Origin of the sequence: Paenibacillus sp. LK1, from assembly GCF_002750415.1 — a bacterium.
GTDB classification, from domain to species: domain Bacteria; phylum Bacillota; class Bacilli; order Paenibacillales; family Paenibacillaceae; genus Paenibacillus; species Paenibacillus taichungensis.
In genome coordinates this window covers 429668-451927 of record NZ_PEII01000005.1, presented here as the reverse complement: position 1 = coordinate 451927, position 22260 = coordinate 429668, and the positions used below count along the sequence as shown (strand labels likewise).

At 35.6% G+C, this 22260-nt stretch carries 23 protein-coding genes; 1 reads left to right on the top strand and 22 read right to left on the bottom strand.

From position 1 onward, the window contains the following. The 22 genes from CS562_RS33445 to CS562_RS14540 form a co-directional block, all read right to left on the bottom strand. A complete protein-coding gene (locus tag CS562_RS33445; protein WP_257219489.1) occupies positions 1-426 on the bottom strand; it encodes a hypothetical protein in 426 nt (141 codons plus the stop codon). Then, positions 416-898 carry a hypothetical protein gene (locus CS562_RS14640; RefSeq protein WP_099856706.1) on the bottom strand — a complete coding sequence of 161 codons (483 nt, stop codon included), beginning with the start codon at positions 896-898 and terminating at the stop codon, positions 416-418. Before CS562_RS14640 ends, CS562_RS33445 begins: the two co-directional genes overlap by 11 nt. A 12-nt stretch (positions 899-910) precedes the next feature. Further along, positions 911-1882 (bottom strand): glycosyltransferase family protein, encoded by a 972-nt coding sequence (locus CS562_RS14635; protein WP_099856704.1) that lies wholly within the window; start codon positions 1880-1882, stop codon positions 911-913. Further along, positions 1872-2879 (bottom strand): glycosyltransferase family protein, encoded by a 1008-nt coding sequence (locus tag CS562_RS14630; protein WP_099856702.1) that lies wholly within the window; start codon positions 2877-2879, stop codon positions 1872-1874. The genes CS562_RS14635 and CS562_RS14630 overlap by 11 nt, the downstream gene beginning before the upstream one ends. Next, positions 2842-3621, bottom strand: coding sequence for a glycosyltransferase family 2 protein (locus tag CS562_RS14625; protein WP_099856700.1), 780 nt, complete (start codon positions 3619-3621; stop codon positions 2842-2844). The genes CS562_RS14630 and CS562_RS14625 overlap by 38 nt, the downstream gene beginning before the upstream one ends. Before the next feature lie 55 nt (positions 3622-3676). Beyond that, positions 3677-4414 carry a hypothetical protein gene (locus CS562_RS14620; protein WP_099856698.1) on the bottom strand — a complete coding sequence of 246 codons (738 nt, stop codon included), beginning with the start codon at positions 4412-4414 and terminating at the stop codon, positions 3677-3679. A 28-nt stretch (positions 4415-4442) separates the two neighbouring features. Next, complete coding sequence (locus CS562_RS14615) at positions 4443-5159, bottom strand: hypothetical protein (RefSeq protein ID WP_099856696.1); 717 nt, start codon at positions 5157-5159, stop codon at positions 4443-4445. Next, a complete protein-coding gene (locus CS562_RS14610) occupies positions 5159-5629 on the bottom strand; it encodes a hypothetical protein (protein WP_099856694.1) in 471 nt (156 codons plus the stop codon). Before CS562_RS14610 ends, CS562_RS14615 begins: the two co-directional genes overlap by 1 nt. A gap of 19 nt (positions 5630-5648) precedes the next feature. Continuing rightward, a complete protein-coding gene (locus CS562_RS14605; protein WP_063563043.1) occupies positions 5649-6158 on the bottom strand; it encodes a hypothetical protein in 510 nt (169 codons plus the stop codon). Between the two features lie 11 nt (positions 6159-6169). Further along, complete coding sequence (locus tag CS562_RS14600) at positions 6170-7399, bottom strand: Ig-like domain-containing protein (RefSeq protein ID WP_099856692.1); 1230 nt, start codon at positions 7397-7399, stop codon at positions 6170-6172. Beyond that, the gene (locus CS562_RS14595) at positions 7390-7815 is read right to left on the bottom strand and encodes a hypothetical protein (RefSeq protein WP_099856690.1); all 426 of its coding nucleotides are present in this window, start codon (positions 7813-7815) and stop codon (positions 7390-7392) included. Before CS562_RS14595 ends, CS562_RS14600 begins: the two co-directional genes overlap by 10 nt. Before the next feature lie 15 nt (positions 7816-7830). Beyond that, positions 7831-8499 (bottom strand): hypothetical protein, encoded by a 669-nt coding sequence (locus CS562_RS14590; protein WP_099856688.1) that lies wholly within the window; start codon positions 8497-8499, stop codon positions 7831-7833. 72 nt (positions 8500-8571) lie between these two features. Then, the gene (locus tag CS562_RS14585; RefSeq protein ID WP_099856685.1) at positions 8572-9681 is read right to left on the bottom strand and encodes a hypothetical protein; all 1110 of its coding nucleotides are present in this window, start codon (positions 9679-9681) and stop codon (positions 8572-8574) included. Positions 9682-9717: 36 nt separating this feature from the next. Continuing rightward, a complete protein-coding gene (locus tag CS562_RS14580; protein WP_099856682.1) occupies positions 9718-10224 on the bottom strand; it encodes a hypothetical protein in 507 nt (168 codons plus the stop codon). A gap of 26 nt (positions 10225-10250) precedes the next feature. Then, positions 10251-11771, bottom strand: coding sequence for a hypothetical protein (locus tag CS562_RS14575; RefSeq protein ID WP_099856680.1), 1521 nt, complete (start codon positions 11769-11771; stop codon positions 10251-10253). A 23-nt stretch (positions 11772-11794) separates the two neighbouring features. Further along, positions 11795-13360, bottom strand: a complete 1566-nt coding sequence (locus CS562_RS14570; RefSeq protein ID WP_099856677.1) for a hypothetical protein — start codon at positions 13358-13360, stop codon at positions 11795-11797. A 27-nt stretch (positions 13361-13387) separates the two neighbouring features. Further along, entirely contained in the window at positions 13388-15142 is a 1755-nt protein-coding gene (locus tag CS562_RS33195; RefSeq protein ID WP_218966739.1) for a hypothetical protein, read from the bottom strand. Further along, positions 15135-16052, bottom strand: coding sequence for a hypothetical protein (locus CS562_RS14560; RefSeq protein ID WP_218966738.1), 918 nt, complete (start codon positions 16050-16052; stop codon positions 15135-15137). Before CS562_RS14560 ends, CS562_RS33195 begins: the two co-directional genes overlap by 8 nt. 155 nt (positions 16053-16207) lie before the next feature. Continuing rightward, positions 16208-17389, bottom strand: a complete 1182-nt coding sequence (locus CS562_RS14555) for a metallophosphoesterase family protein (protein WP_099856674.1) — start codon at positions 17387-17389, stop codon at positions 16208-16210. 4 nt (positions 17390-17393) lie between these two features. After that, positions 17394-17576 (bottom strand): YonK family protein, encoded by a 183-nt coding sequence (locus CS562_RS14550; RefSeq protein WP_099856672.1) that lies wholly within the window; start codon positions 17574-17576, stop codon positions 17394-17396. Between the two features lie 117 nt (positions 17577-17693). Then, positions 17694-17969: an HU family DNA-binding protein gene (locus tag CS562_RS14545; protein ID WP_099856669.1), complete on the bottom strand. Its 276-nt coding sequence runs from the start codon at positions 17967-17969 to the stop codon at positions 17694-17696. A gap of 166 nt (positions 17970-18135) precedes the next feature. Then, complete coding sequence (locus CS562_RS14540) at positions 18136-20730, bottom strand: RNA dependent RNA polymerase (protein ID WP_218966737.1); 2595 nt, start codon at positions 20728-20730, stop codon at positions 18136-18138. Between the two features lie 359 nt (positions 20731-21089). Here CS562_RS14540 and CS562_RS14530 point away from each other — a divergent pair, with 359 nt between their 5' ends. Further along, entirely contained in the window at positions 21090-22130 is a 1041-nt protein-coding gene (locus CS562_RS14530; RefSeq protein ID WP_099856664.1) for a tyrosine-type recombinase/integrase, read from the top strand. Positions 22131-22260 lie beyond the last annotated feature (130 nt).

Genomic DNA, 22260 nt, shown 5'->3' with positions numbered 1-22260 from the left:
TTATTTCAAATTAATTCCTTGGCGTTTTAAGCCTCTATACATAGCCGCTTTGTGAGCACCAGTATTCCTCAACTCTTCTCGTGTTGCCTCAGTAAATGGACGCGGAACACCTGCATACTCAAATCCGTATAGGTAATTTTGACCTGACTCCACGATTTCAGCAACATTCCTATCTCCATCTGAACGAATATTCTCAACTACTAAAGTTGTTTCATTGATCAATTCAGATTTCATACTTTCCTCACTACCCAATAATCCTGTACGAGAATACATGGTAGGCTCATACACGTCATAGACTTCTTCTTTTACTTTTTCTTTCTGAACTTGTTTAACTGTCTTAGCAACATCATTACTCAATGCTTGTCCAATAGGCTGATTTAGCTTTTGTAGAAACTTAACTAAATCCTGTTGAGTCTTAACTTGCATCAGTTAATTCCTTAGCTTGTGCAACTGAAGCAACAGCCATTTCAGCAATTACTTTAGCTGCTTGTTGTTGAGCTACTTTAAATCTATCTTCAAGTTTCTTCAATTCTTCTTTTGGGAAAGAGTTAATAACTTCCATAGTGATGCCATTGTCTAGAAACTTTCTTGAAATGGCGGTTAGGCTGTCAATGTTCATCTTCTTAGGGAATGGTAAATCAGAGAATGTCTTCATCACCAAAATGTTAAATAGACTCAAAGTATCTCTGATCAGGTTATCATCAATCTCAGTGCGAGATCTCAACTCATCTACAATGGCAATATATTCTGTTACCACATCCTCCATTAGTGATTCACGAAAATATGTATGTACATTTACTTCGTGATTATCGGGAGTTACATAGATTGTTTTTCGCTGGTTATTTTTACTGTCAATAGCATTAAGTTTGGCTAGAGTTAATTTATTTGATTTTGCCATTTTTTCATCTCCCTATGGTTTATGACCATGATAAGCTTTAATTACTTGTTCCGCTCTCAGATCATAGTTGTGATATTTGTATACATACTGTTGAGCTTTTTTGGCTTTCTGACTCCTTTGTCTGTCAGTCATACTCAATACTTCATCAACCATCAATATCATCTCATCAGTATTCTTGGGTAGATAAACATGATCATGGAATAGATATTGCTGAGCAGGGGTGAAAGGGGAAACTAGAATACCTCCACCAATTCCTAAACTTTCCGCAGGTCTCATTGATGTTTGTGTAATTGACTTATCATCTAAATTTTGTCCCAGAATTATCTTGCTAGAGGAATATAAGTAAGGAAGATCTTCGTATGCACCATACCCCTTATAGGCTGAAGGATGGTTCAGCAAATTTACTTCACGGTTCGAATCCATCCACCACTCATTGCCAAAGATACTCACATCGTAGCCACGTTCTACAACTGGCATAATAAAGTTGCGAGTTTGCTCAAATCTACGTTCATAGTTATTAGCAATAAGCACAATATCTCTTTGTATACCTGAATCGACTCGTTTGTGAAAATCAGGATTACATCCAAACAACATTAACTCAGCTTGCTTGCCTTTGTTCCAGTAATTGGGGAGACACTCAGCGGTTGTTGTGAAAATATAGTCAGCATAATCAGACCAGTAATCGCCTATCCAATGGTCAAAAGGAGTATCCTCAATAGAATAAAACACATGAAATATTCCTTTTTCTTTTGTGTGCTCAAATATACCTTCAGCAAAGTTTGCAAAACATTCAGAAAACACAATGTCTACATGATTGTTTTCTATGTAATCTTTGAATAATTCAACTTGAGTTTCTTTATCTTTGTCCCACAACTGATACTTGCCATCCATAATCTGTACTTCGTGTCCAAGATTTTTAAATCCTGAAGAAATCCCGTATTTGATGAGGGAACTGTTATTTGTGAATAAAACCTTAAGACCCAATCACAACACCACTTTTCAGTGTATATTCCTCAATTGCTTTCTCAATTTGCTTGAACCGTACTTCCCAAGTGTTTTCGGAAGCAACTCGTTTAGCTTCTTCCTTAAATCCTTTTTCTTTAGATTTAGCAATTGCTTCATCAACTCTAGCCAGAAACTCTTCATCACTTTTTGCAGTAAGTACTGCTGATGGATAAAGGTCTGTCTCATGCCATTTTGTTGCTACAGTAATTGCTCCAGCAGCCAAGTGTTCATACATCTTAACTGGAGAGGCCGATTGAGTAATATTCGTTTTTGTATTAAAGGGGATAAGACATACATCTGCATGAGCGTAATAATTGTATAACTCATCATGTTTCTTACACCCTAAATTAATTACATTTGATGGGCACTGTTTACCAAACTCCAGTCCAACAAATACAGTAGGATATTTTTCTGCTACCTTCTTGATCAAATATGTGCTTGTCCATGAACCAAGAGCTCCAACAAAGGCAACAATAGGGCCATCAATATCTTCATACTCCTTAGGTTTCATGGAAGGTTTATTGATGTATTCAGATGGTGCAGCGTTACGTACTAGGTGTACATTGTCATGCATTTTACTTCGAATATCATATAACCGCTGACTTGATGTAAGCATTATATCCGCACTGTCTACGGCAAACTTCTCATATTGCTCCCAATCTGGAAACTCATCAATACTGTCGTAAATTTTAATCTTCGCATTTACCCTGTCGAAGTGTTCTGCTGACTTAGCCCACGTAGCATAAGCCACATCGATCTTGTACTTACCATGCTTCACATCTTTCATGAAGGATTCAAAGTTATGAATTACGAAAATATTAGTTTCGACTTCTTCAATTGGTCTGTCTGTTTGAGTGTTGTTGCAAAAGTAAACTGTCCAACCGTTACGAGCGAACTGAGATAAGATTTGTTGTGGTCGTTGACGGAGGAACGAAAAATCAAGAACCGGAAAGTATAGTATTGTTTTTTGTTTCATTCATAAACTCCCTTAATTGTTGTTCAGACATAATATGTTGACTGTAGGCAAACAAATCACAAAAAAGCTCAAAGCCATGCTCTTGAGCCATCTTACAGAAATATGCGTCTTCGCCTTGTGGATGAAATCCGTATTTTATAGACTTATAGACTGATTTATCCAATAAAATGACTGCTCCAGTTAAATCCACTCGTTGCAATTTAGAGCAGAGTAGGGTGGGGGCAGTCTTTACATAATAGTTAGTTATATGTCGATATTGCCCTTTATCATCCAACTTCATAATGTTTGGATATAAGTATGGTTTATCTTTATTGGTCAAATATCCATTATAAATCAATCCTGATATAATCTTTTTTCCATGCTTGAGTAACTTAGTAATAACATCAGGTTTTACAAGGATATCTGTATCGATAAACATCAATTTATCGGTTCGAACTTTGCTCATAATGTAATTCTTTAAGTTGCTCAAACTCTTATATATGTATTTATTTCTTACATTGAATTCACGTTCATCTTGGGGTGAATTGGTGTTGATTACATCAATTCTAATGTTATTGTATAGACCCTTATTGTCTTTTTTAAATTCTGTCAGTAATTCAAATGTTCTGTCTAAACTATCATTAACAACGAAATGTAGATCGATTAAAGATTTGGGATAATTGATCTCAAAAATCTTCAACAAATACTGTGGAAGTATCCATTCTCTATTTCGAACTGGTGCAGCTATTGTAATTGTCTTCATGTTTACTCCTAGAAAAAAATAGGGCTAAGCCAATTAGACTCAGCCCGTATGTACTTTAATCTTCCAACAAATCAATGATAACCATTGCAGTTGATTTTGTATCCTTCAAAACTTCACATGTAAAAGTGAATGGTTGCGGATCTCCAGTAGAAGCCATACCGATAGAGAATCCCGGCAGAACTTTTAGTTTAGGAACAGTGTATAGTGCTTCAACATCTTTTCCATCTTCATTTCTCCACATAGTCGTTCCTTCCAACAGGTAAGTTCCGGGGAACACGTCTGAGGCAACGGTCATGCTTTGAGTAGTGTCAGGAGCACTGTAGTAATAATCAGCAATCACTTTCTCGCCTACAGCCAATCCCGTAAGAGTAATTTCTTGTGTGACAGGTGTTGCAGAAATCAACTTTTCACCCATAGACGTTCCATCTACTGTGCGATAGAAGAACACTGGTTTAGTTGTCAAAGGCTCTTTCTCTAGAGTTAGCGTATCCAATTCTTCAACTGTAATTACTTCTTTCTTATGTACAGCTTTAACACCTTTTTTGAATTCTGAACCTGTAAGCACCCCTAGAGATTCCTTGGAGATCAATGCATCCTCCATATTAAGTGTTACATCTTTCTCAGAGTCCCAACCGATACGCTTTGGATGTCCTTTGCCTCCGCGAGCATATACTGTCGAGCCTTGGAACTCAAACGTAGAAGTCGTAAGACTCTCAAGGTATACTTTTGGTTCTCCTGTTGATGGGTCTTTCAATACTACGTCCATAATTTCGCGTGAACCATATTGAGTCATATATTAATTCCTCCGTTTTTATAATTAGTTATTTAACACCGGAAATCCAGTGTGTTAATTTGATATTCTTTGAGTCGGCTCCATGGAGAAGTGCTTGGACGTTGACTGCGTATTCATCTATCATTCTCATACGATTAAATTGGTCATTGAATTGAAAAAAGTTTAAATCAAATGCATTAAATATGTTTATACCATTTGCATTTGAACATAGAATTGAAATAAGATCCTGAAGTGATAAACTATTTTCCGCATCCTGCTCTTTCTTCAACTGTTTTAATTTATTTTTTCTTGCCAATATCTTATCTCTAAGTGCTCTAACTCGATCGTTAAGTGGATTAAAGTCGTCATAACTTTCTGAGGCATAACAATTTTGAATTTTGACTATCTCGCTGATTTGATCTAAAATATTGAATTCATAATTCCTATCCGCAATTATTAATGAGTTTTGTCCTTGGGATAAAGATACATTTATCCCTAAGAAATATGAGAAGGAGGTAAGATATTCGACTATTAAATCACTTCCGTCTGTTTGAAGTAGAAAGAAGATGAGAGGATAATCAAATTCACTAAAATCTACATCTACAAATATATCCTCTTTTTGTAAGGAAATTAGTCTCAGTTTTTGATTGAACTGGTCATATCCTAGATCAATGATCTCATTAAGTGTCTTCGGCTTTATTGTTAAGCCATCAAGCACAATGGATTGATTCGCCAGAGTCTTCAATTTCACATATTCTTTATCCATCACTGAAAATCACGGACTTTAAAAGTAATATAGGAGCCATGATAGTCAGTATTTACACTTAAAGCATCCATCTCGCAAAACTCAACTTTGCCAATTCCAAGACCACGCTCATTATTAAACAATTCATCTAACTTCATGATTATGTAATCCGTTCTAAGACATCCGTAATCCGTCCTAAATAAATCTTGATGCGTGAAAACATTAAATTTAATTAGACCACTTCTAAAAACATTCTTGATAGGAAGATACCTTTCAAACGAAATAGCTATGTATGTTTTCTTTTTCTCAGATGTTTTGGGAATAAATCTATGCGGAAAAATTCTATCGAATAAAACATCTTCTGGAATAACATCTGGTTTATCAAGAAAGTTCATTTCGTTGTAAGTTAGAGCTTTAAGTATTTCCTGACTGGAAAAAATCTTATCTAAAACAATGAGCTTATCTTCTGCTAGGTTTTTAAATCCTGACACGTGAACACCTCCTCAGAGGTTAGGTAACCCGATAATCCCGTACAATTTGATAGCTCAAGAATCCACTCACGTCAACTGAACGAGTATCATCAAAAGTCGAAATTACGTTCTTTAGTTGATCTAATGTCTGTGGAACAGTACGATGCACTTCTTCCCCCAGACTGTTTCTGGCAATCGCTACGTACAGTCCACCGTTTGCTTCAAGATGTCCCAGTTCATAAGTGATGCTGATGCATTTGAGTGTTTCGATTGCTGATGCTTTACTATACTTAGTCTTATCAAAAGCCATCTTCAGCTTGTTGTCTGTACCAATTGAATAGGCGAATTCATATTGAGAATTGATCGCTACATCCAAGTCTACTTCGACGATTTCCACAGTAGGTGTAGCGCTGATTACAATGTCACCGTCAATACCAGATGAATGTTGACGCGAGTAGGGGAGAGCAGAGAACGTAATCCATGCGTTATTCAAACCCTCTGTGTAATTCTCTGGTTTCAGTTCACCAAAGCGAACAATACTTTGACCCATGAACACACTCCTTATATTAGTGATTTAATTTTTATTTCTTTCTGTCCCGAAGACAGTCCATTAGCATTTTTGACATGCAAAATAACAGCACCTAATTTACGGATACTATTTGCTTTGACTGTGCATGTATTTGCTATGGGATCTTGCGAGGATATTGATGCGAGGAGAGTAGGGGACCCATCCAAATTTGTTAATGAAAATGAACTTTCATCAGAAATTTTTAATCCATTATTGAAGAAACTAGCCACATATGTAGACTCGCGGTTAAAGTAAATATCATTTGCTCCGTCTATTGTAGCGTCATAGTCATAATGGATGGTGGGGGCTACATAAATATTCAGTTGTTTTTCAATTCCATATGCTGAAATAGTTATAGTTACTTCGCCTGACTCATGAATAGTAATAATTCCTTGTTCATCAACACCGACCAAATCAGTATTCGAACTTGAGTATTCAAGAAGAGGGTCAACTATTTCAGATCCGCTTCTCATTACTTTTACATTGATTCTTGCAGATTGATTGATACTCAGTGATAGTGGATTGTCATTAAGGATATGTAATTCATATTTACCTAACTTGTGGTAGTCAGCAATACCCAATTCAAGATTGTCTTTGACTGGATCAATTTGATCTGACTGTAGACTCAAATTTACCAATCCATCATCAGACATATAATCTGTATCAATCACCTTGAATGCTTCACTTCCAATAATGAAACGTGTGTCACGTTGTATTAATTGTGTTTCATTATTTTTACTTACTACAATTTGTCTTCGTCCCGCAGGTAAATTCATTATCTTATCTTCTTCAGTTCCGAAATTCGAACGGGCGTTAAAGTAAAGAATAGATGGGAAGGTTTGAATAAATCCATCTTGATTAATCCATTTAAGATCAAAATTACATTTTTCAATCTTGCCTTTTTGATAGAGTGAATTATCTTCAATGTGGAGACATATCCATTGATCGCCAGTTCCTTGAGTAATTCTATCTCCAGCTTGGATTGTTAACCCCGGATACATGATTATAGATTTTATAGTTGGGACTTTACCGTTTGTTACTATGTGTACAGGAGAAGTTTCTGTTGAATCATTGAGGTTAATTTCTTCATACGAGAGTGAATTGAAAAAATCATTATTGATTATGTTAACATTCTGCTGCTTTTTATGTTGTGGGACGGAAGAAGGGATACTCTTAATTCGAGCATTTAAACTTTTGTAAGCAATAATTGCACCTACTTCCACTCATATGAAGAGTAAGAGTATTGAACAATAAGGTTATTTACACGTTCTTGGATATTATCTCTTAAGTCCATTTTTGCTTTTAAGTTATTTGACTCAGCATATCTTTTGAAATCTGAGTTATTTAAAGCTAATCTCATTTCTAAAACATTATTAACTTCCTTATCCATCCATTCTACCTTCATCATTTCGGCAAGAATCTCTTCTTCTAATTCAGAAAGATTGATGTTAAAACACTTGTTAGTTTCATCTCTATCAAGTAGATTCTTTCTACAGTGAGTAAATTTTGCTATAGATGATTTTAAAAAGCTGAAAATATAATCTTCATATGTGTCAGTTGATTCTCTAAACAATTCATCCAACATATAATCTTGAATTTTCGTGCTGAAGCGTTCATAGATATTTACAAATGGAGTCATTTAAACACGCCCATCTTAATTTTGCTCTTGGTTTGCCAGCTCAATCAAACTATTCCCAATGTAATCATCGATAGCTTTGATTTTATTGAAATCCCCAAATCGATTATCTTGAGATTTGATTCCCTGAATATATCGTTGAATAAAAGTCTCTTTTTGAACCTTAGTCAAACCTTTTAAAACAGACATCATTTCAACGGTTGGCAAATCAACCAACTTATCAAGCCGCTCTCTGTTTAAAATATTTTCATAATCTGAATCAAGATAGAGAGCTTTCACGACATTCTTATTCAAGATGAAGAATGCTCCATTACGAGTTAACTCAGGATGATTATAGTAAATAGCTCGCAGTTCTTCGTATGTTACGGATCGCGTAGCACCAAACTCTGGAAGGTAGAGTGGTTGAGGAGAGTTACCTTTTAAGTTCAACCCACCTTCAATCAGACTTACAATCTTAACTAATTGATTTGAGTTGATATTCAATTCTTCTTCAATGTCGTAATATTCGTCTTTTACTTTTTCGACAGTTGTAGGGACTGATTGGGTCGTAACTTTATCTTCAAGCAATTGTTTGACCATAGCTCTTAACTCTTCAATCTCGGTAGACATTTTTTCTTTTTCTAAAGAACTTTCATCTGCAACCTCTTTTGCAGGTTCAGCATTAACTGTCTTTCTCGGTGCCGCCATAAATTAAAACACTCCCTTTGTAAATATAAAATAGGGGTACTTTATATAAGCACCCCTTTAATTTAAATAGTATTACGCCAGCGAGTTCCACATAGCATAACGACCACTGGTCACAATTTTAACATCCCAACGTTGTTGGATTGTATAATCCACAGACAAGTCTGCATTTTGAGACGCTTGTGACTCAATAATTTGTGTGTTACCTTCGAAGCCGATTTTAACAATCTTTTGTACAGCAGAAGAAAGAATCAAAAGTGTTTCTTCATCAATTGCAAAGTCGTCTGTGTTTGGAATCAAGCGTTGCTCCAGTTCGAATAGATCAGTTCCTTGAAAATTAGTCAGGTATCCATTCGTATTGTATTTATCACCAAGACCAAATTTGAAGTACTGATCAGCAGGAACAACTTTGGACAGTGCAAGTTTGGAGCCAAATGCAGTAGAAGTTCCTCCACCATTAGCTGCGACCACTCGTTGTGTCAGTCGGTTAAATTTGTCTTGTGCAAACGCTCCTGTTTCTTTATATCCAGCGCCCAAAGTTGGGTAACTATCAATAATTGCATTGTATACATCAACGGTAATTTGAGTTTCAACCGAACGTACAACTCGTGTAACAAATTCGCCCCAGTTTACTTTACCAGAAACAATTCGATACCAATCTTCGCCTACTGTAATAGTGTGGTTTACTGGAGTAAGAACTACATCGCTACCAAGCAAACGTTGACGTGTCCCTTTTCGTTTACCATTGGAAGCCGTTGATACAACAAACAGATCACTATTTGGCACATTAAATACCAAATTATCTCCCCAACCAACAGACTTTACATCTGCAAATTGATTAAAATTATCAAGAACTGTTTCAGGCACTACGATATCAAGCATCTCAGAAATCAAGGAGAACATTGTCCATTTAACAGTGGGATGAGATTGGAGAGCAGTTTCATTGAACTGATGTTCAGAAGGAAGATTTGCGTATTTGATAGCCGTAGAAGTCAGATTTTTAGAAAACAGGTCTTGTTTTTCTTGAAGGGAGAGGGTCCCAGCATACTGGCGAAGTTTACTTTTTTCAGACTCGCTTGTAGAGTTTTCATATCGATAATGACGGAAAAGTTCCACACCAGCCTGTACGATGTCTTTTTGTTGCTCATCCATTTTGCTATATCTTGCAGAAAAATATGGTTTCATTGATTGTTATCTCCTTGGATTATAATATTGGTTAAATTAAACAGAACGCACAACAAGCAATTTAGTAGCGGGGATACGGCGACTGCCGACGGAAATAGTTGTTTTATCTACAACTTGCATGGCTACAAGAGTGTTTCCTGTCAGATCGTCTGCGGCAGCAGGTTTCAGTGCTCCATTTACTGGTACAACATATTTACCTTTTGCAGTAACACCAGTAATACCGTCATCAGTAATGGTGAAATCGTCGCCAACTTTTAAATGGAATGCGGTAGCTGGTCGGTTGGCGGAATTAGTAAACAGAGTGACATCTGTAAGGTCGATACGAAGCCCATTTACTTCAATGAGTTCCGGCGAACGAACCAACAAAACATCTTCTTTGGTAACATCCGTGGGTGTAGCTGCAACATACAAATCTGGTTGACCTGCAACTTGACCAGTAATAACAACAAAACTTCCATTAGGCATATCTACCGAATTTTTTACATTTTTAACGTAGGCATCAACATTAGTTCCCGCCATAGTACCAAGATTAACAATCTGCATTTATAAATCTCCTTTAATATGTATAATTATTGTTTAAGACGAGACCAAACATCTTTATTTTTTGTTTCTTCTGGTTTTTCGTCTGATTCAGTATGAAGAGTTCCCATTTGACTGAAGTCAGTTTTAACGTTCTTGTTGGTTTCGGAAATACGATCATATGCAAATGATTTAATATCGCGCTCAAATTCAGATACTGAATCATAAGAAGATGATTTTTCACGCCACTCGTTTAGCTCTTCACTGGAGAAAGCGCGCGCGATTTTTGAGAAGATTACTTCAATTTGCTCAGCTTTCTTTTTATCTTCAGTGTTTCTTTGGTATTCTTTGAGTTGCTCCATTGCAGCATTAAGACCTGAAATCTCATTTTCCTTTTGAGACAATTGTTCTTGAACCTTGCTAAATTTATCATTCAATTCAATATAATCATTTTGCTTAGTAGATATTTCTTCCTTCAATTCATTAACAATTTGAACTGCATAATTTTTATGCTCGTCTACAATCGAATTAGTAAAATTGATTTCGGCTTCTTCAGAAACTCCGTTATCCCAATCTGTGGGAACATACTTGATCTTTGTTGCAGACTCAAATTCAAAAGAAACATTATCTCCATTTTTTGAATATGGAACACGCACGTCTTGATAGTTGTTCATGCGGTCTACAGCATATACATTCTGCTCATCAAAGTCACGCATACGGTATCTTGCCACTTCAATATCTTCGTCATACCAGTTTTTTGTCGTATATTTAAGCTCCGAAAGTTTTCGGCTTAATTCGTCACTCAACTGGCTCACTGTAAGATTGAAGGAGGTAGCGATATCTTGTTTTGTTTTCAATTCTTCGTTCTCCTTTTTTTTTTGTTCATTTTCTTCTTTAATGGAAAAACTATTTTTGAATTTCTCCATCATTGTATTGACTACGTTAGTGAATTCAGAAATATCAGTTGATGAGAATTGTAATTCTATCGTTGAATTTTGCATCGCTGGCTGAACATTTTCACCAAGCCCACAAGCACCATAGAACTGAAATTTCGTAAAGTGGAAGCAGTTATCCTCACCCCATTCACCTTCAAACTCTTCAGATAACTCCATTGATTGGCCTTTAATTAAATCTCTACTCATAATATCAGTAGAATCATCAAATTTAGTCCATAGAAGCGCTTCGACGGTCAAGAAGGTTCTAGTTTCGCCATCGTCACAAAGTCTGTCTTCAAAAGCAGCATTGTTTGACTCGGGAATAATACCGATTGCTTTGCCTAAGTATTTTGTAGTAACTTCGCCATCTTTTCGTACTAAGATTTCACGATGATCAGAGAAGTCGCTCTTTCCTGTCGATCTATTATTCTCAATATAGGCTAATACAGGAGTATTACTGAGAGAGGGAATTGCGTCTTCAATGGCTTCTCTGGAGAAGTATGATCCATTGTGATTTTTCCCTGTGTGACAAAGCCAAATTTTTACTTTTTGAAATCTAATGTCTATTTCTTCTGACTCATATGTATTTATAGATTGAAATAGTATAGGCACATTTCTTGAAACTGTATTTTGCAATTAATTATCACCCCCCTTCATTGTTAAATGTCCAAGTTAGAGTCGTTGTCTCGTGTTTTTTCTCCGCTATCGGTAAGATTAGATTTTTGCGGAGCACCAACTTCATTTCCCGACTGGACATGAGAAGAGGAGAGAGGACGCATTCTATCTTTTAGGTCAATTGAGTCTTCGAGGTTAATTAAATTGGAGAATTCTTGAGGAGTTTTTCCCATTGAAGTGGCAACATACGTCACAGGAGCTCCATATTGCGCGGCTTTTATGGCACGATCAAATCTTTCTTGTTGATCAAATCTAGTACCTTCAAGGTGACACTTGAACCTGTATCTACCTGTTATTTGGCGAAGTTGAAAATTAATGAATCGTTCAAATTGCCTGTATATTCTATATACAAACATTTCATCTGTCTTTATAGAGGCAGCCAATCCAGAGCCGTTTAATTGCTTTTCACCGAACAGAACAGGGGATGTACCGGAGGTCTCCCAGAATTCACTATTACCCAATCCTACAATACTGTCTTTACTGTCAGCTTGCTTGAAGTCTAGAGCTTCTGTTTCTAAGGGAGTGGTTACAACCTTTACGCCTTGCGGAACTGCTGACTGCATGAGGGCAGAGAATTGACCAGCGGTGTCAGCCATGATTGCAAAATTATCTTTTTGGTTTCCGCTTTTACCTGTACCATCCTTGTGCATTGGAATTTTGTTTACAAGTAACTTCCATACATCTAATGATGTTTTCGTCTTTAGTAATTCCTTGTAGTTAACAATTTCAATACTGTCTAAGAACAGTCCCATCAATGGAGGAGAGACACCAGCATGGGTATCATCAAATTTAAAAGTCCAAGCTTTTGCAGGATCAAGTTTCTGCCAATAGCTGTATCGCCCATTTGAATATCCAGACTTATTCTTTGAATAATCTTTTTCTCCAATAAAATTGCTGTAGTATTCTCGAAAGTCGGGATGAAAATCATCTAAGTTGACACCCGGATTCAAAAAGTATGTCATATTGAAAGCGAATTGATATCCTAGTTCGTTCCTAGACCAAATCTTACAATAGTTACTCGGTAGTTCTTGTAGGCGTATGCCATGTTCACTTTCACGCATATAATAATATTTAACATCTTCCAAAATCATACTTTCTGCAATTTTTGGTAACTCAGAAGAAAGGTCGAAATCCTCAATCCATTGGAGTGCTTTATTATATGATTTTTTAAATGCCTTACTTTTCATATCTTCAGCATCTGCATTAGTTGGCTCTAAATAATGATCATATGTAAGTATCTCAGACATGTAGATTACTAGTTTCTTAAACTGCATGATAAAATTAAACAAATACTGGGATAAATCCTTTAGTTCACGTTCATGATTTTTTGGATCTGACAGCATTTTCTTAACACTGTCACGATTAAACTTTGCTGGAGACATATTCATATCTTTTAAAATTTGGTTTTGCCAAACGGGACTAATCATGGATGGATTGTTCATACTGGAAAACAAAACTTGTATGAACTTTTTTGCATATTCTTCATTGAATACAAACGACTCTTCTTGTGTATCTTTTTGCTGATCCGGTTTCTTAGTAGCACTTTTCATTTTTCACCTACTTCCATTACAACATCTTTAAGTGAAGAAATAATCAAGATAGTTCAATTCAACTTCATCCTTCTTCACGTCTTCATATGTTTTTAAGTAATACAGGACATACGCAAGAGCTGCCCATATATCCTTTTCAGTCTTTTTGACTACTTGATCAACACCTAGTTTACCGCCTTGTTTTTGTACCAGTTTAAGATTGGCAACTTGGTCAATCAATTGGTCAGTTTGAAAGTGTGCAGCTTTAATCTGATTAATATCTGATTCCTTCTCTTTGGTTCCTTTTTGTGTTTTGCTATTTAAATCAAGCATTTTTTCTGGAACTAAAAGTTTTAGTCTCCCACTTTCCACAAAGTCGATAAAGTTTGTGATAATATCTGTTTGTATTCCCTGTGCTTTTAAGCTAAACACTTTCAATAATCCAACACCATCTTGAGGGGTTTCATCGGTGTTAACTGTATCCCAACTGTCAAATGGATCTGTCTGGAGAGGGTCGTATGTTTCTTTCATTAACTCCTCAACAACACCCTGTCCAATACCGTTAGCATCAACAACTGTAACGGAACCATCATAGTGTTTATCAAGTCTCTTAAGGAACATGGCTTGATCGTTAAAGTTTGTTCCGTTGGGGGGAATGAATATATTTGATACTGTTACATGCTTAATTGTGCCATTACTATTTCTTTCTACCTCAACAATGACAAAAGCAGATTTATTGTTGTTGTTTGACTGGGAGCGCGCAATATCTGCTCCAATAAAATATTCTCTGTTTTTTTTCGGTGTGATCGACGCTCTGCCCACTGTTCGCAATTCCATTAATTTGTTTATATTAACTAGTGCACCATCACTTACACCACACCATCTTGATTCATAGTTCTGAGCAAATGATATGGCACTCGTAGTTGGATCATCTTTCTTAGCAAGTATCTGAGTTCTAGTTTCGCCTCGACCATAGTGACAAGGAAGCTCCCAACTTGCACCTAAGACCATTTTTCCCTTTAAATCAGCCATATCATCGATCATGTTACTTAATCGAATGAATTCATCGCTGCCTCGATATCCGCTTGTAGTGAGGTAATTTATCATACCGTTCAACTCATATGGATTGATTGCAGATAATTTACCTATGGTTCTACGTGGCACGTTTACTACGGGCTCTAAGGCATCTTTAAAGAGAGTGTTATTTAACAACGCAGATTCTTCTACGTTCAATCTTCTTCTACGTTGACCTTTTGAGTTCTGAGCATTAGCAAGAACACTATATATAGCTCCAGAAGTGAATATGACCTCAACTTGATCTTTTGAAAAACTGGATTTTACTATTTCATTGTTCATGAGAGGAAACCATTTTATGATCTCATTGTGCTTTTCTTCACTTATAGAAGAGGCATTTTCTCTGGTTTGAGCGCTCATAGCTATAGTTATATCCGGGAAGAAAATGCAAGTGTGATAAATGCTCATCAATTCAATCATCGTCTTACCAAAACCACGGGGAAATACGCCATATGTACTTACAAATCTACTCATAGATCTTAAAAATACTCTCTGATCTAAATCTAGCCTCATGCCGCCTTTTTCTGGCGTGATTAAGTCATAAAATAAGTCAGGGAACCATTTACTCCATTGGACAAACTCGACCCATTTGCTTAGATTTTTATCAAATGAATTACTTTTCTTGTCGTCGATCTTTACAGGAGAGTTAAATTCAGCGTTGGTTCCAACTCTAGAGCTTTTCTTAGTATGCTTGAAATTATCACTCTGAAAATTATTGTAATTAGCCATGACCTGATTCATCCTTGTTCAAATCACTCATCTGGCTCTCATAGTCCATTTTTCTCTTGTCATAAAAATCATAAATCTCTTTGTACTCACATGAAGGAAGTCCCTTGATGTCTCGGACATAGTTAATGTAGCACCATAAAGTAACATCTACCTTATCTTTTGGTTGCTCAATGAATGAAGGGAGCAGTCCCATTATTTCGTGATTTTCTTCAACTATCCTAGCTAATTGCCCAAACCCGTCGAGACCCCCAGACAAGTCTGCTTTGCTCATTTGTGATGGTTTGAGTTTTCCAGCTTCTGCTACATCTTTTACCATTGCAGCCCATTCTTTAGCACCCTTTAAATCTCCACTTGATTTTGCCAGTGTTTCTTTGACTTTATTTACACAAAATTCTCTAAAGTATTCCTCATGCATAGTAGTCAAGAGTTGAAAGCTGGACTTTAGTTGCTGGTACTTATTTTCAAATAGTATGTATTCATCATCTGGATACCCATAACCATATTTGTCTTTTAGTTCGCTTATATCATATTCACTGCTAATATTTATCTGGTTGTTTGTTCCCTGTTCTTGGGTATCTTCAGTTAGTACTGAGTCATTCCATGTTAAATCCTTGAATTTCTTAAGTTGAATTGTTTTTATGTATAAACCAAAAGTATCTTGTCTTTTTAATGTTGCTTCTTCGATTGCTGATTCCCAAATAGACGCAATGAAGGGTCTATTCATTTGTAACAATGCATCTTTTACGGTTTGCATGTTAGAATAATCTATATTCTTTTTCAGGCATGGTTTACAAACGCCAAATCTGCCATCCGCATCAAACTTACTACCTGAAACATAAAAGTCTGTTACATTTTTATCTCGTTCACATGTGTTACAATATTTTTTTTCTTTGATCGATTTACTATCCATAAATCACCTTCCTAAACATGCTCCTTAATAAAAAACCATGGGGTAGGAGGGAGCGTCCGGTTTAAAGAACCTTATGGCAGGATCTCCCCATGTAAAAATAAATAAGAAAAAACCCGATTTATTTGAATAATCAGGTGTTCGATTTATGTATTCTTTTAAAGTTTAATCTTGTATGTGCATTCAATATCTGAGCCATCTAAAACTATGTATTTTTGCATTGGTGTAGCATAGTAACGCTTAGAAATTGCATAATCATCAACGCCCATAAGACTTCCATTAACAATTACTTCTGTTTTTCCAAACTCTTTTTCATAGTTATGATGAATATGGCCTGAGTAGATGTATTTAGGAACAAATCCTAAGAGCTGAGGGAGGTTTTTCGCTGAAGTGTAAGCCGAATCGAGATCGCCGTGGACGAAGGCGTGTTTTTCTCCTGCAATATCTTCAATATATATACCATCCGTATCTTTGACAATTTCAATGTTCTTGAAGTCTCTCAATCGCGTTTCTAAGAACCAAGGAATTAGATACTCTAAGTTCTCTCGGAAAATTGAGTCATGCTTATTTGAAATTAATCTACTATGATTGCCGATAATGTTAATGAATTTAACTTTACGATGATGTAGGGAAATTTCCGCAAGTGCTTCCGCTACACTTTCAGCGGCTATTTGAATCTGATTAATCACATCTTCACCTGACTGGACTCTGGCAGACACATGGATTGCTCCGTGAATTATGTCACCGAGGTTAGCAACAATAATTTCATCAATATCGTTTCTCTTACTGTATTCCAGTGTTTTACCAACGAGAGTAGATAGTCTCGATCTAAAAATATCGATATTGTATGTATTTAGACTGTTCTTAAACTCACTTCCAATGTGCCAATCACTCCACAAAGAGATACCCTTTTTATTGGTTACTTGTATGGATAGGGAGGATGGAGGCAGGAGTGGCTTCAATCTTTCTAAATCTAGTACAGCTTCTTTAATGATATTTTGTAGGTTTTCGAAACGAGCCTCTTTAAAGATTAATTGATTATACTCGCGTTTTTGATCACGAAGTTTAACGGTTTCTTTCTTCAACTCCAATGTAGCATCTCGAACCTCTTCAGCTACTTCATTGTTTGCAAATTTCTCAAGAATCACAGGTTTCCATTCCAAATAGCTTTTGTATTTTTTGCGCCATCTAGACTCTGTATAGTCTTCCTCAGATTCTTCATTTAACAGAATGGCAGCTTGGGCCCAAGTCAATTCATACAATTCCAGATTGTCGCCTAGACGAATATGATAGTCTGTAATAGTTTCATTTGCGCTTCTTTTTGCTGTTGTAGGAGTCATCAATTCACTCCTTTGGCTGAACTGGAAGATCTTCATTGATGGAAATTGTTACATTTTTACCATCATAGAATTTAAGTTCACTCAATAGGTCATACGTTTTAAGTCCATTTTTATCTTCTTCAGTGATTTCCATAGTTTCTGTGTTCAGGAAACCTTTAAATTTAATAGAGTTATTTCGCTTTGCCATATTATATTGCCCCCAAAATTATTTTATTGTAATAGAAAGAGGAGAGGACAGAGGAAATATCTCGTCCTACCCTATATATTTTTATATGTATTATTTTATCGTTAAAAGTATATAAAATTACTCTTTTACAGCGTTTTTCAGAGCAGTAGCTGGTTTGAAGGCTGGAGCTTTACTAGCTGGAATATCCATCTCTTCTCCAGTTTGCGGATTCCGTCCTTTGCGCGCTGCACGATCACGAACCTCAAAATTACCAAATCCGAAAAGTTGAACTTTTTCACCTTTAGCGAGTGCTTCTGTGATTGTTTGAAGCGTTTCATTAATTGCTTTTTCTACGCCTTTTTTTGTCAAACCTGTTTTCTCTACTACCACGTTAGTCAAATCTGTTTTATTCATTTATAAATCTCCCTTGTAATTGTTTTTTTTGTTTTTGGTGAAAGTATGCCATTTAAAACTTCTGTTACTTGTCATTAAGCCGTGAATTAGCATACCTCCCCTAAAACACCTATCTAAAATACACTCAATTTTATTGAAACCCTTATGTATCAAGGGTTTTCATTTTTCAGCCAATTTTCGTTTCCGACTTTTTATTATTTTTATTCCTATAAGTTAAATTTCTCTCTTTTTTCTTCTCATTGTCCACGATTTTTCCACAGGCTTCACAATATTTCTTAGAGTTGTTACTTTTCTTTCTATTATTATCAATTACGGTATTACATCTTTCACATAGTTTGATTCTTGAGACAAGATTTTTTTTGAGATTATCTACAATTATATCTCCGAAACTTGACCATAATGTTGTTTTGTATCCAGAGTTTGAACCATTATATAGATACTCGATTAAAACATCAGTAACAAAATAGGGATCGCTATGTATTTGTAACAATTCATTTCTTATGTACACATAAACGGGGAGGTGGTCAGTGTTATTTATATCACCACTTTTCTGCCTCGATGAAAGCATCCACTTAGTGTCATTTAAATCTCTATACTTGTTTAACACTGCATCATACATCTCATCTTTACCTCTGCTCTGGCTCATTAAGGTTCTATAATCAAACTCATACATATCAGAGACAGATTTAAATCTAATTCGAACATCTGGAAACATATTTTTCAGCCTATTAACCGTTGTTGTGTTGCTCCAAGATTCAGTAATTCTTTTTGCTTTCTTATTTTTTCTGTCTTGTGGTTTAAGTCTATACTTTTCGTAAGTAAAGAAGTGAGGCATCTTCATTTTATTAAATGGTTTAAACATTGTCTTGATGTGTTTTGGTCGAACTGGTTTATAATTTGTTTTCGCTGCATCAATCTCAAAGTTATTTTCCATAGTTCTGATTTTAACTAGATCTACATCTACTGAGTCACTGTTCCATAACTTAGTGATGTCGTTACTGATAATGCCAATATTTCCGCTGAAAGCTCTTTTTAAATTTTTCTTGATGCTATCTCTACTGATTTTCTCTGCTGGGGCCTTCTTCATATCATAGTAGAGAGGTACGATTCCCTCCATATTCCTTTCAGCCACTTTTACTAATGTTTTATCGTTACTTACTGTCACTTTATCCCCGTCACAATCAAACATTAAGATTTTGCTAATAGGGTCGTGAATAGATGTATGAACGCTTTTACTAACAAACCATTTTCGGGTTACATCATCAACTACATTAGATCTAACCGCATGTTCTTTATAAAGATGCGGGCTTCTCAAGCAATCGACTCTCTCACTGTCAGGTATTGAAACACATGAGACTTCACCATCTAACAACAATCCCCTTGGATTTTTATTCCCATTAAACAAATACTCACAAAAAGCATACAGATCGGGGGCAATGAAAGTATAACATCCATCGACTTTGATTTTTCCTGTATATACTTTCCTCATTAAACTAGCCTTGGCTTCCTTAAGTTTAGTTTTTACGTGAGGATCTAATAAGAGCTCTGGATATATATATAATGATTGCTGGAGATTGTTCTTATCTTCGAACTTCCCCTTTGTTGCCCCTAACAGATTGAGCATTTCGTCAGGGTTGCTTACTGTTTCTTGGATGTCATTTCGAGTAGCCGACACAAGTTGGTCTAACTCTTCTTCGGAAATTAGAGTTAGTGTTTGCAACATTTGATAACAAAGTCGAGCAGAGCTTAATTCGTCTTCTTCAGTGTTAGTTACACTAGCATGACAGTTATATTTCTTGTAGAGTGACTTATACTCATCCCAACTTTGATAGTATTTCCACATCTTAAACTGAGACTTAGTGAAAATAACTTCTATCTTATCTTTAATAATGTCATGTTTCTTACCGTATATATCAGCTACAATTCTATTGTGCTCCCCCACAAATTTATCATAAGGGAAGGGAACGAGTAAGCCTTTAACCCAAGGCAGACGAACCATAAATGCTTTCTTGCTCTTCTTGGGTAAAATCATTCCGCAGCCATCTGTGTGGCAAATTGGCACATCCATTTTTCTTCGACGAACTGTATATTTGACATCATCGACGAAATCCACGGTAGTATTGATTGAAGTTTCAAAATCTTCTACAACGATTGAGCGATCAATATTAAATTTGCCCCATAGATCAGTTGCGCTCGAACATAATGCTAAGTAGGCCAAGTATTTATTAATGCTAACACCATATAGCCTTTTGTTGTTTTTACCAGTGTCAAAGTGATTATTGATTCGCTCTTCAGTAAGACCACACATTAGAGTCAGTTTGACTTTTTCCCAAGTTTCCTTTTTCATAAAGACGGTTTTCTTAGTTCTAATTTGTCCAGCAGACGCAGTAAATGGAACATACTCCTCACCATTTAGAGTAAACCCATTTTCTACTAGACTGTCAAATACACTGTAGTAATGAGTTTCGACAATAATTACGTCCTCGTATGTCTGATTTTCTAATAAACCAAGTGTACGAGTGAGTGAAGACTCAAAAAGAGATACTTTGTTATTGATAGACAAACTATTTGGATTTAAGTTTCGCTTTAGATTAACGTTTGAATCTATAACTGCTCGAAAACTAGTTTCTAACTCCTTGACCTTGTCTTTTTCGTTGTTCAGTTTTGCTCGGTTGATTTCTTTTCGCAATAACCTTTCTTTTAATGTAAAGAAGGCGCTCGTATCAACGCTATATATGTATACTTGCTTTTCCAGTGCCATTCAAACATCCTTTACTATATGTATTATTTGTTTGTAATACTCTTATACCAGAAATATTCATTATCCAAAACATCTATGTATTCAACACAATCATTTATTCCATCTCGCATCCAATCTGACACCATCTTCGTTTCATATGTATCTACTTCAAATCCATCATAGTATCGATCCTCCCAAGTGATAGTTGAGTGATTTCCTTTATTGTGTTTGTTTTTCAAATTGCTGCTCCTCTATGTATGTTTTATATTTGGTGTTCATCACCATGTACTCATATTAAGATTTATCGTTTAATTTGTCAATACATATATTTACTCTTTAAATGAATTAGTGTATACTGAAATTACAGGAGGGATACACAAATGGAAAACGTAAAGGTAGTGAGACTTCACAGTGGTTCAGTATATGATGATATGACAAATTTTTTTAGAAAATATAATAGCATACATACACAAAAAAATTATGAACGTTCACTAAGGAATTTTTTTATGTGGTTTATTGGAAAGGAAATTGAGGTTGTTCAAAAAGATGATCTCAAAATCAGAAATGCGGATATGATCGGGTTTCAAAATTATCTTAAGGAGCACCCTGTTGAATATTCCAATACGACGATAAACAATATTTTAGCAGCCGTTCAAAGTTTCTATGAATTTTTAGAAATTAACGAATATAAAGTGAATTCAATAGTTACTAAAGTAAAAGTACTTCCCGATGACTCTGAACGATGTGGGGCTCTATACTATGATGAAGCTGAGAAGATGGTGTCCATACTTAGATTGGATAAAGTTAAAGGACTAGAGAAGGCAGTGTTTGTAAGATTGGCCTATACAACAAGTTTTCGTAAAAGCACATTGCTTTCAATTAAATATTCGGATATTAAGTTAGATGATAATAGAGGATATTACTATATAAATGTGGTAGGTAAAGGTGGTAAGAAGCATGTCGTTCCAATTTCTAAAAATTTGTACGAAGAACTATTGTCTATTAAAGAGTTAAATTACTATAAAAGATACAAAGATAATAAGATTTTTCATTTATCTACTAAAACCATACAAAAAATGATAGATGGCTTAAAAGAGAAAATGAGTATTGATCCAGAGCGCAACATTAAATTTCATAGTTTGCGAAATGTTGCTGCTGGATTTGGAACACTGGAAGAAGCAAAAAAACATTTAAATCATTCAAATATAGCAACTACTGAAACTTATTACAGACACATTAACGAGGACTTGTCGAATAGTATTAGTTTAAGGATGGAAGAGAAGATAGATGATTCTATATTGGAGAAATTAACAAAAGAAGAATTGATTGAACTACTATTAAACCAAACCTACGGAACACTAACTCAAATTAAAAAGGAGGCTAAAGAGAAGTTACTGAATAGGAGAGAAATGATTATTTAATTAAAATGTAATTGGCTCAACTAAAAACAAAAGTATAGAACATCAAATTAAGCCTATCGGATAAAAAATGTCCAGTAGGTTTTTTTGTATTCAATGATAGCATTACGATTGAATGTTAATCGTCAATTTA

Excerpts from the sequence above, each read along its gene's own strand:
- CS562_RS33445 (WP_257219489.1), bottom strand. The coding sequence starts at position 426 with ATGCAAGTTAAGACTCAACAGGATTTAGTTAAGTTTCTACAAAAGCTA.
- CS562_RS14640 (WP_099856706.1), bottom strand. The coding sequence starts at position 898 with ATGGCAAAATCAAATAAATTAACTCTAGCCAAACTTAATGCTATTGAC.
- CS562_RS14630 (WP_099856702.1), bottom strand. The coding sequence starts at position 2,879 with ATGAAACAAAAAACAATACTATACTTTCCGGTTCTTGATTTTTCGTTC.
- CS562_RS14625 (WP_099856700.1), bottom strand. The coding sequence starts at position 3,621 with ATGAAGACAATTACAATAGCTGCACCAGTTCGAAATAGAGAATGGATA.
- CS562_RS14620 (WP_099856698.1), bottom strand. The coding sequence starts at position 4,414 with ATGACTCAATATGGTTCACGCGAAATTATGGACGTAGTATTGAAAGAC.
- CS562_RS14615 (WP_099856696.1), bottom strand. The coding sequence starts at position 5,159 with ATGGATAAAGAATATGTGAAATTGAAGACTCTGGCGAATCAATCCATT.
- CS562_RS14605 (WP_063563043.1), bottom strand. The coding sequence starts at position 6,158 with ATGGGTCAAAGTATTGTTCGCTTTGGTGAACTGAAACCAGAGAATTAC.
- CS562_RS14595 (WP_099856690.1), bottom strand. The coding sequence starts at position 7,815 with ATGACTCCATTTGTAAATATCTATGAACGCTTCAGCACGAAAATTCAA.
- CS562_RS14590 (WP_099856688.1), bottom strand. The coding sequence starts at position 8,499 with ATGGCGGCACCGAGAAAGACAGTTAATGCTGAACCTGCAAAAGAGGTT.
- CS562_RS14585 (WP_099856685.1), bottom strand. The coding sequence starts at position 9,681 with ATGAAACCATATTTTTCTGCAAGATATAGCAAAATGGATGAGCAACAA.
- CS562_RS14580 (WP_099856682.1), bottom strand. The coding sequence starts at position 10,224 with ATGCAGATTGTTAATCTTGGTACTATGGCGGGAACTAATGTTGATGCC.
- CS562_RS14570 (WP_099856677.1), bottom strand. The coding sequence starts at position 13,360 with ATGAAAAGTGCTACTAAGAAACCGGATCAGCAAAAAGATACACAAGAA.
- CS562_RS33195 (WP_218966739.1), bottom strand. The coding sequence starts at position 15,142 with ATGGCTAATTACAATAATTTTCAGAGTGATAATTTCAAGCATACTAAG.
- CS562_RS14560 (WP_218966738.1), bottom strand. The coding sequence starts at position 16,052 with ATGGATAGTAAATCGATCAAAGAAAAAAAATATTGTAACACATGTGAA.
- CS562_RS14555 (WP_099856674.1), bottom strand. The coding sequence starts at position 17,389 with ATGACTCCTACAACAGCAAAAAGAAGCGCAAATGAAACTATTACAGAC.
- CS562_RS14550 (WP_099856672.1), bottom strand. The coding sequence starts at position 17,576 with ATGGCAAAGCGAAATAACTCTATTAAATTTAAAGGTTTCCTGAACACA.
- CS562_RS14545 (WP_099856669.1), bottom strand. The coding sequence starts at position 17,969 with ATGAATAAAACAGATTTGACTAACGTGGTAGTAGAGAAAACAGGTTTG.
- CS562_RS14540 (WP_218966737.1), bottom strand. The coding sequence starts at position 20,730 with ATGGCACTGGAAAAGCAAGTATACATATATAGCGTTGATACGAGCGCC.
- CS562_RS14530 (WP_099856664.1), top strand. The coding sequence starts at position 21,090 with ATGGAAAACGTAAAGGTAGTGAGACTTCACAGTGGTTCAGTATATGAT.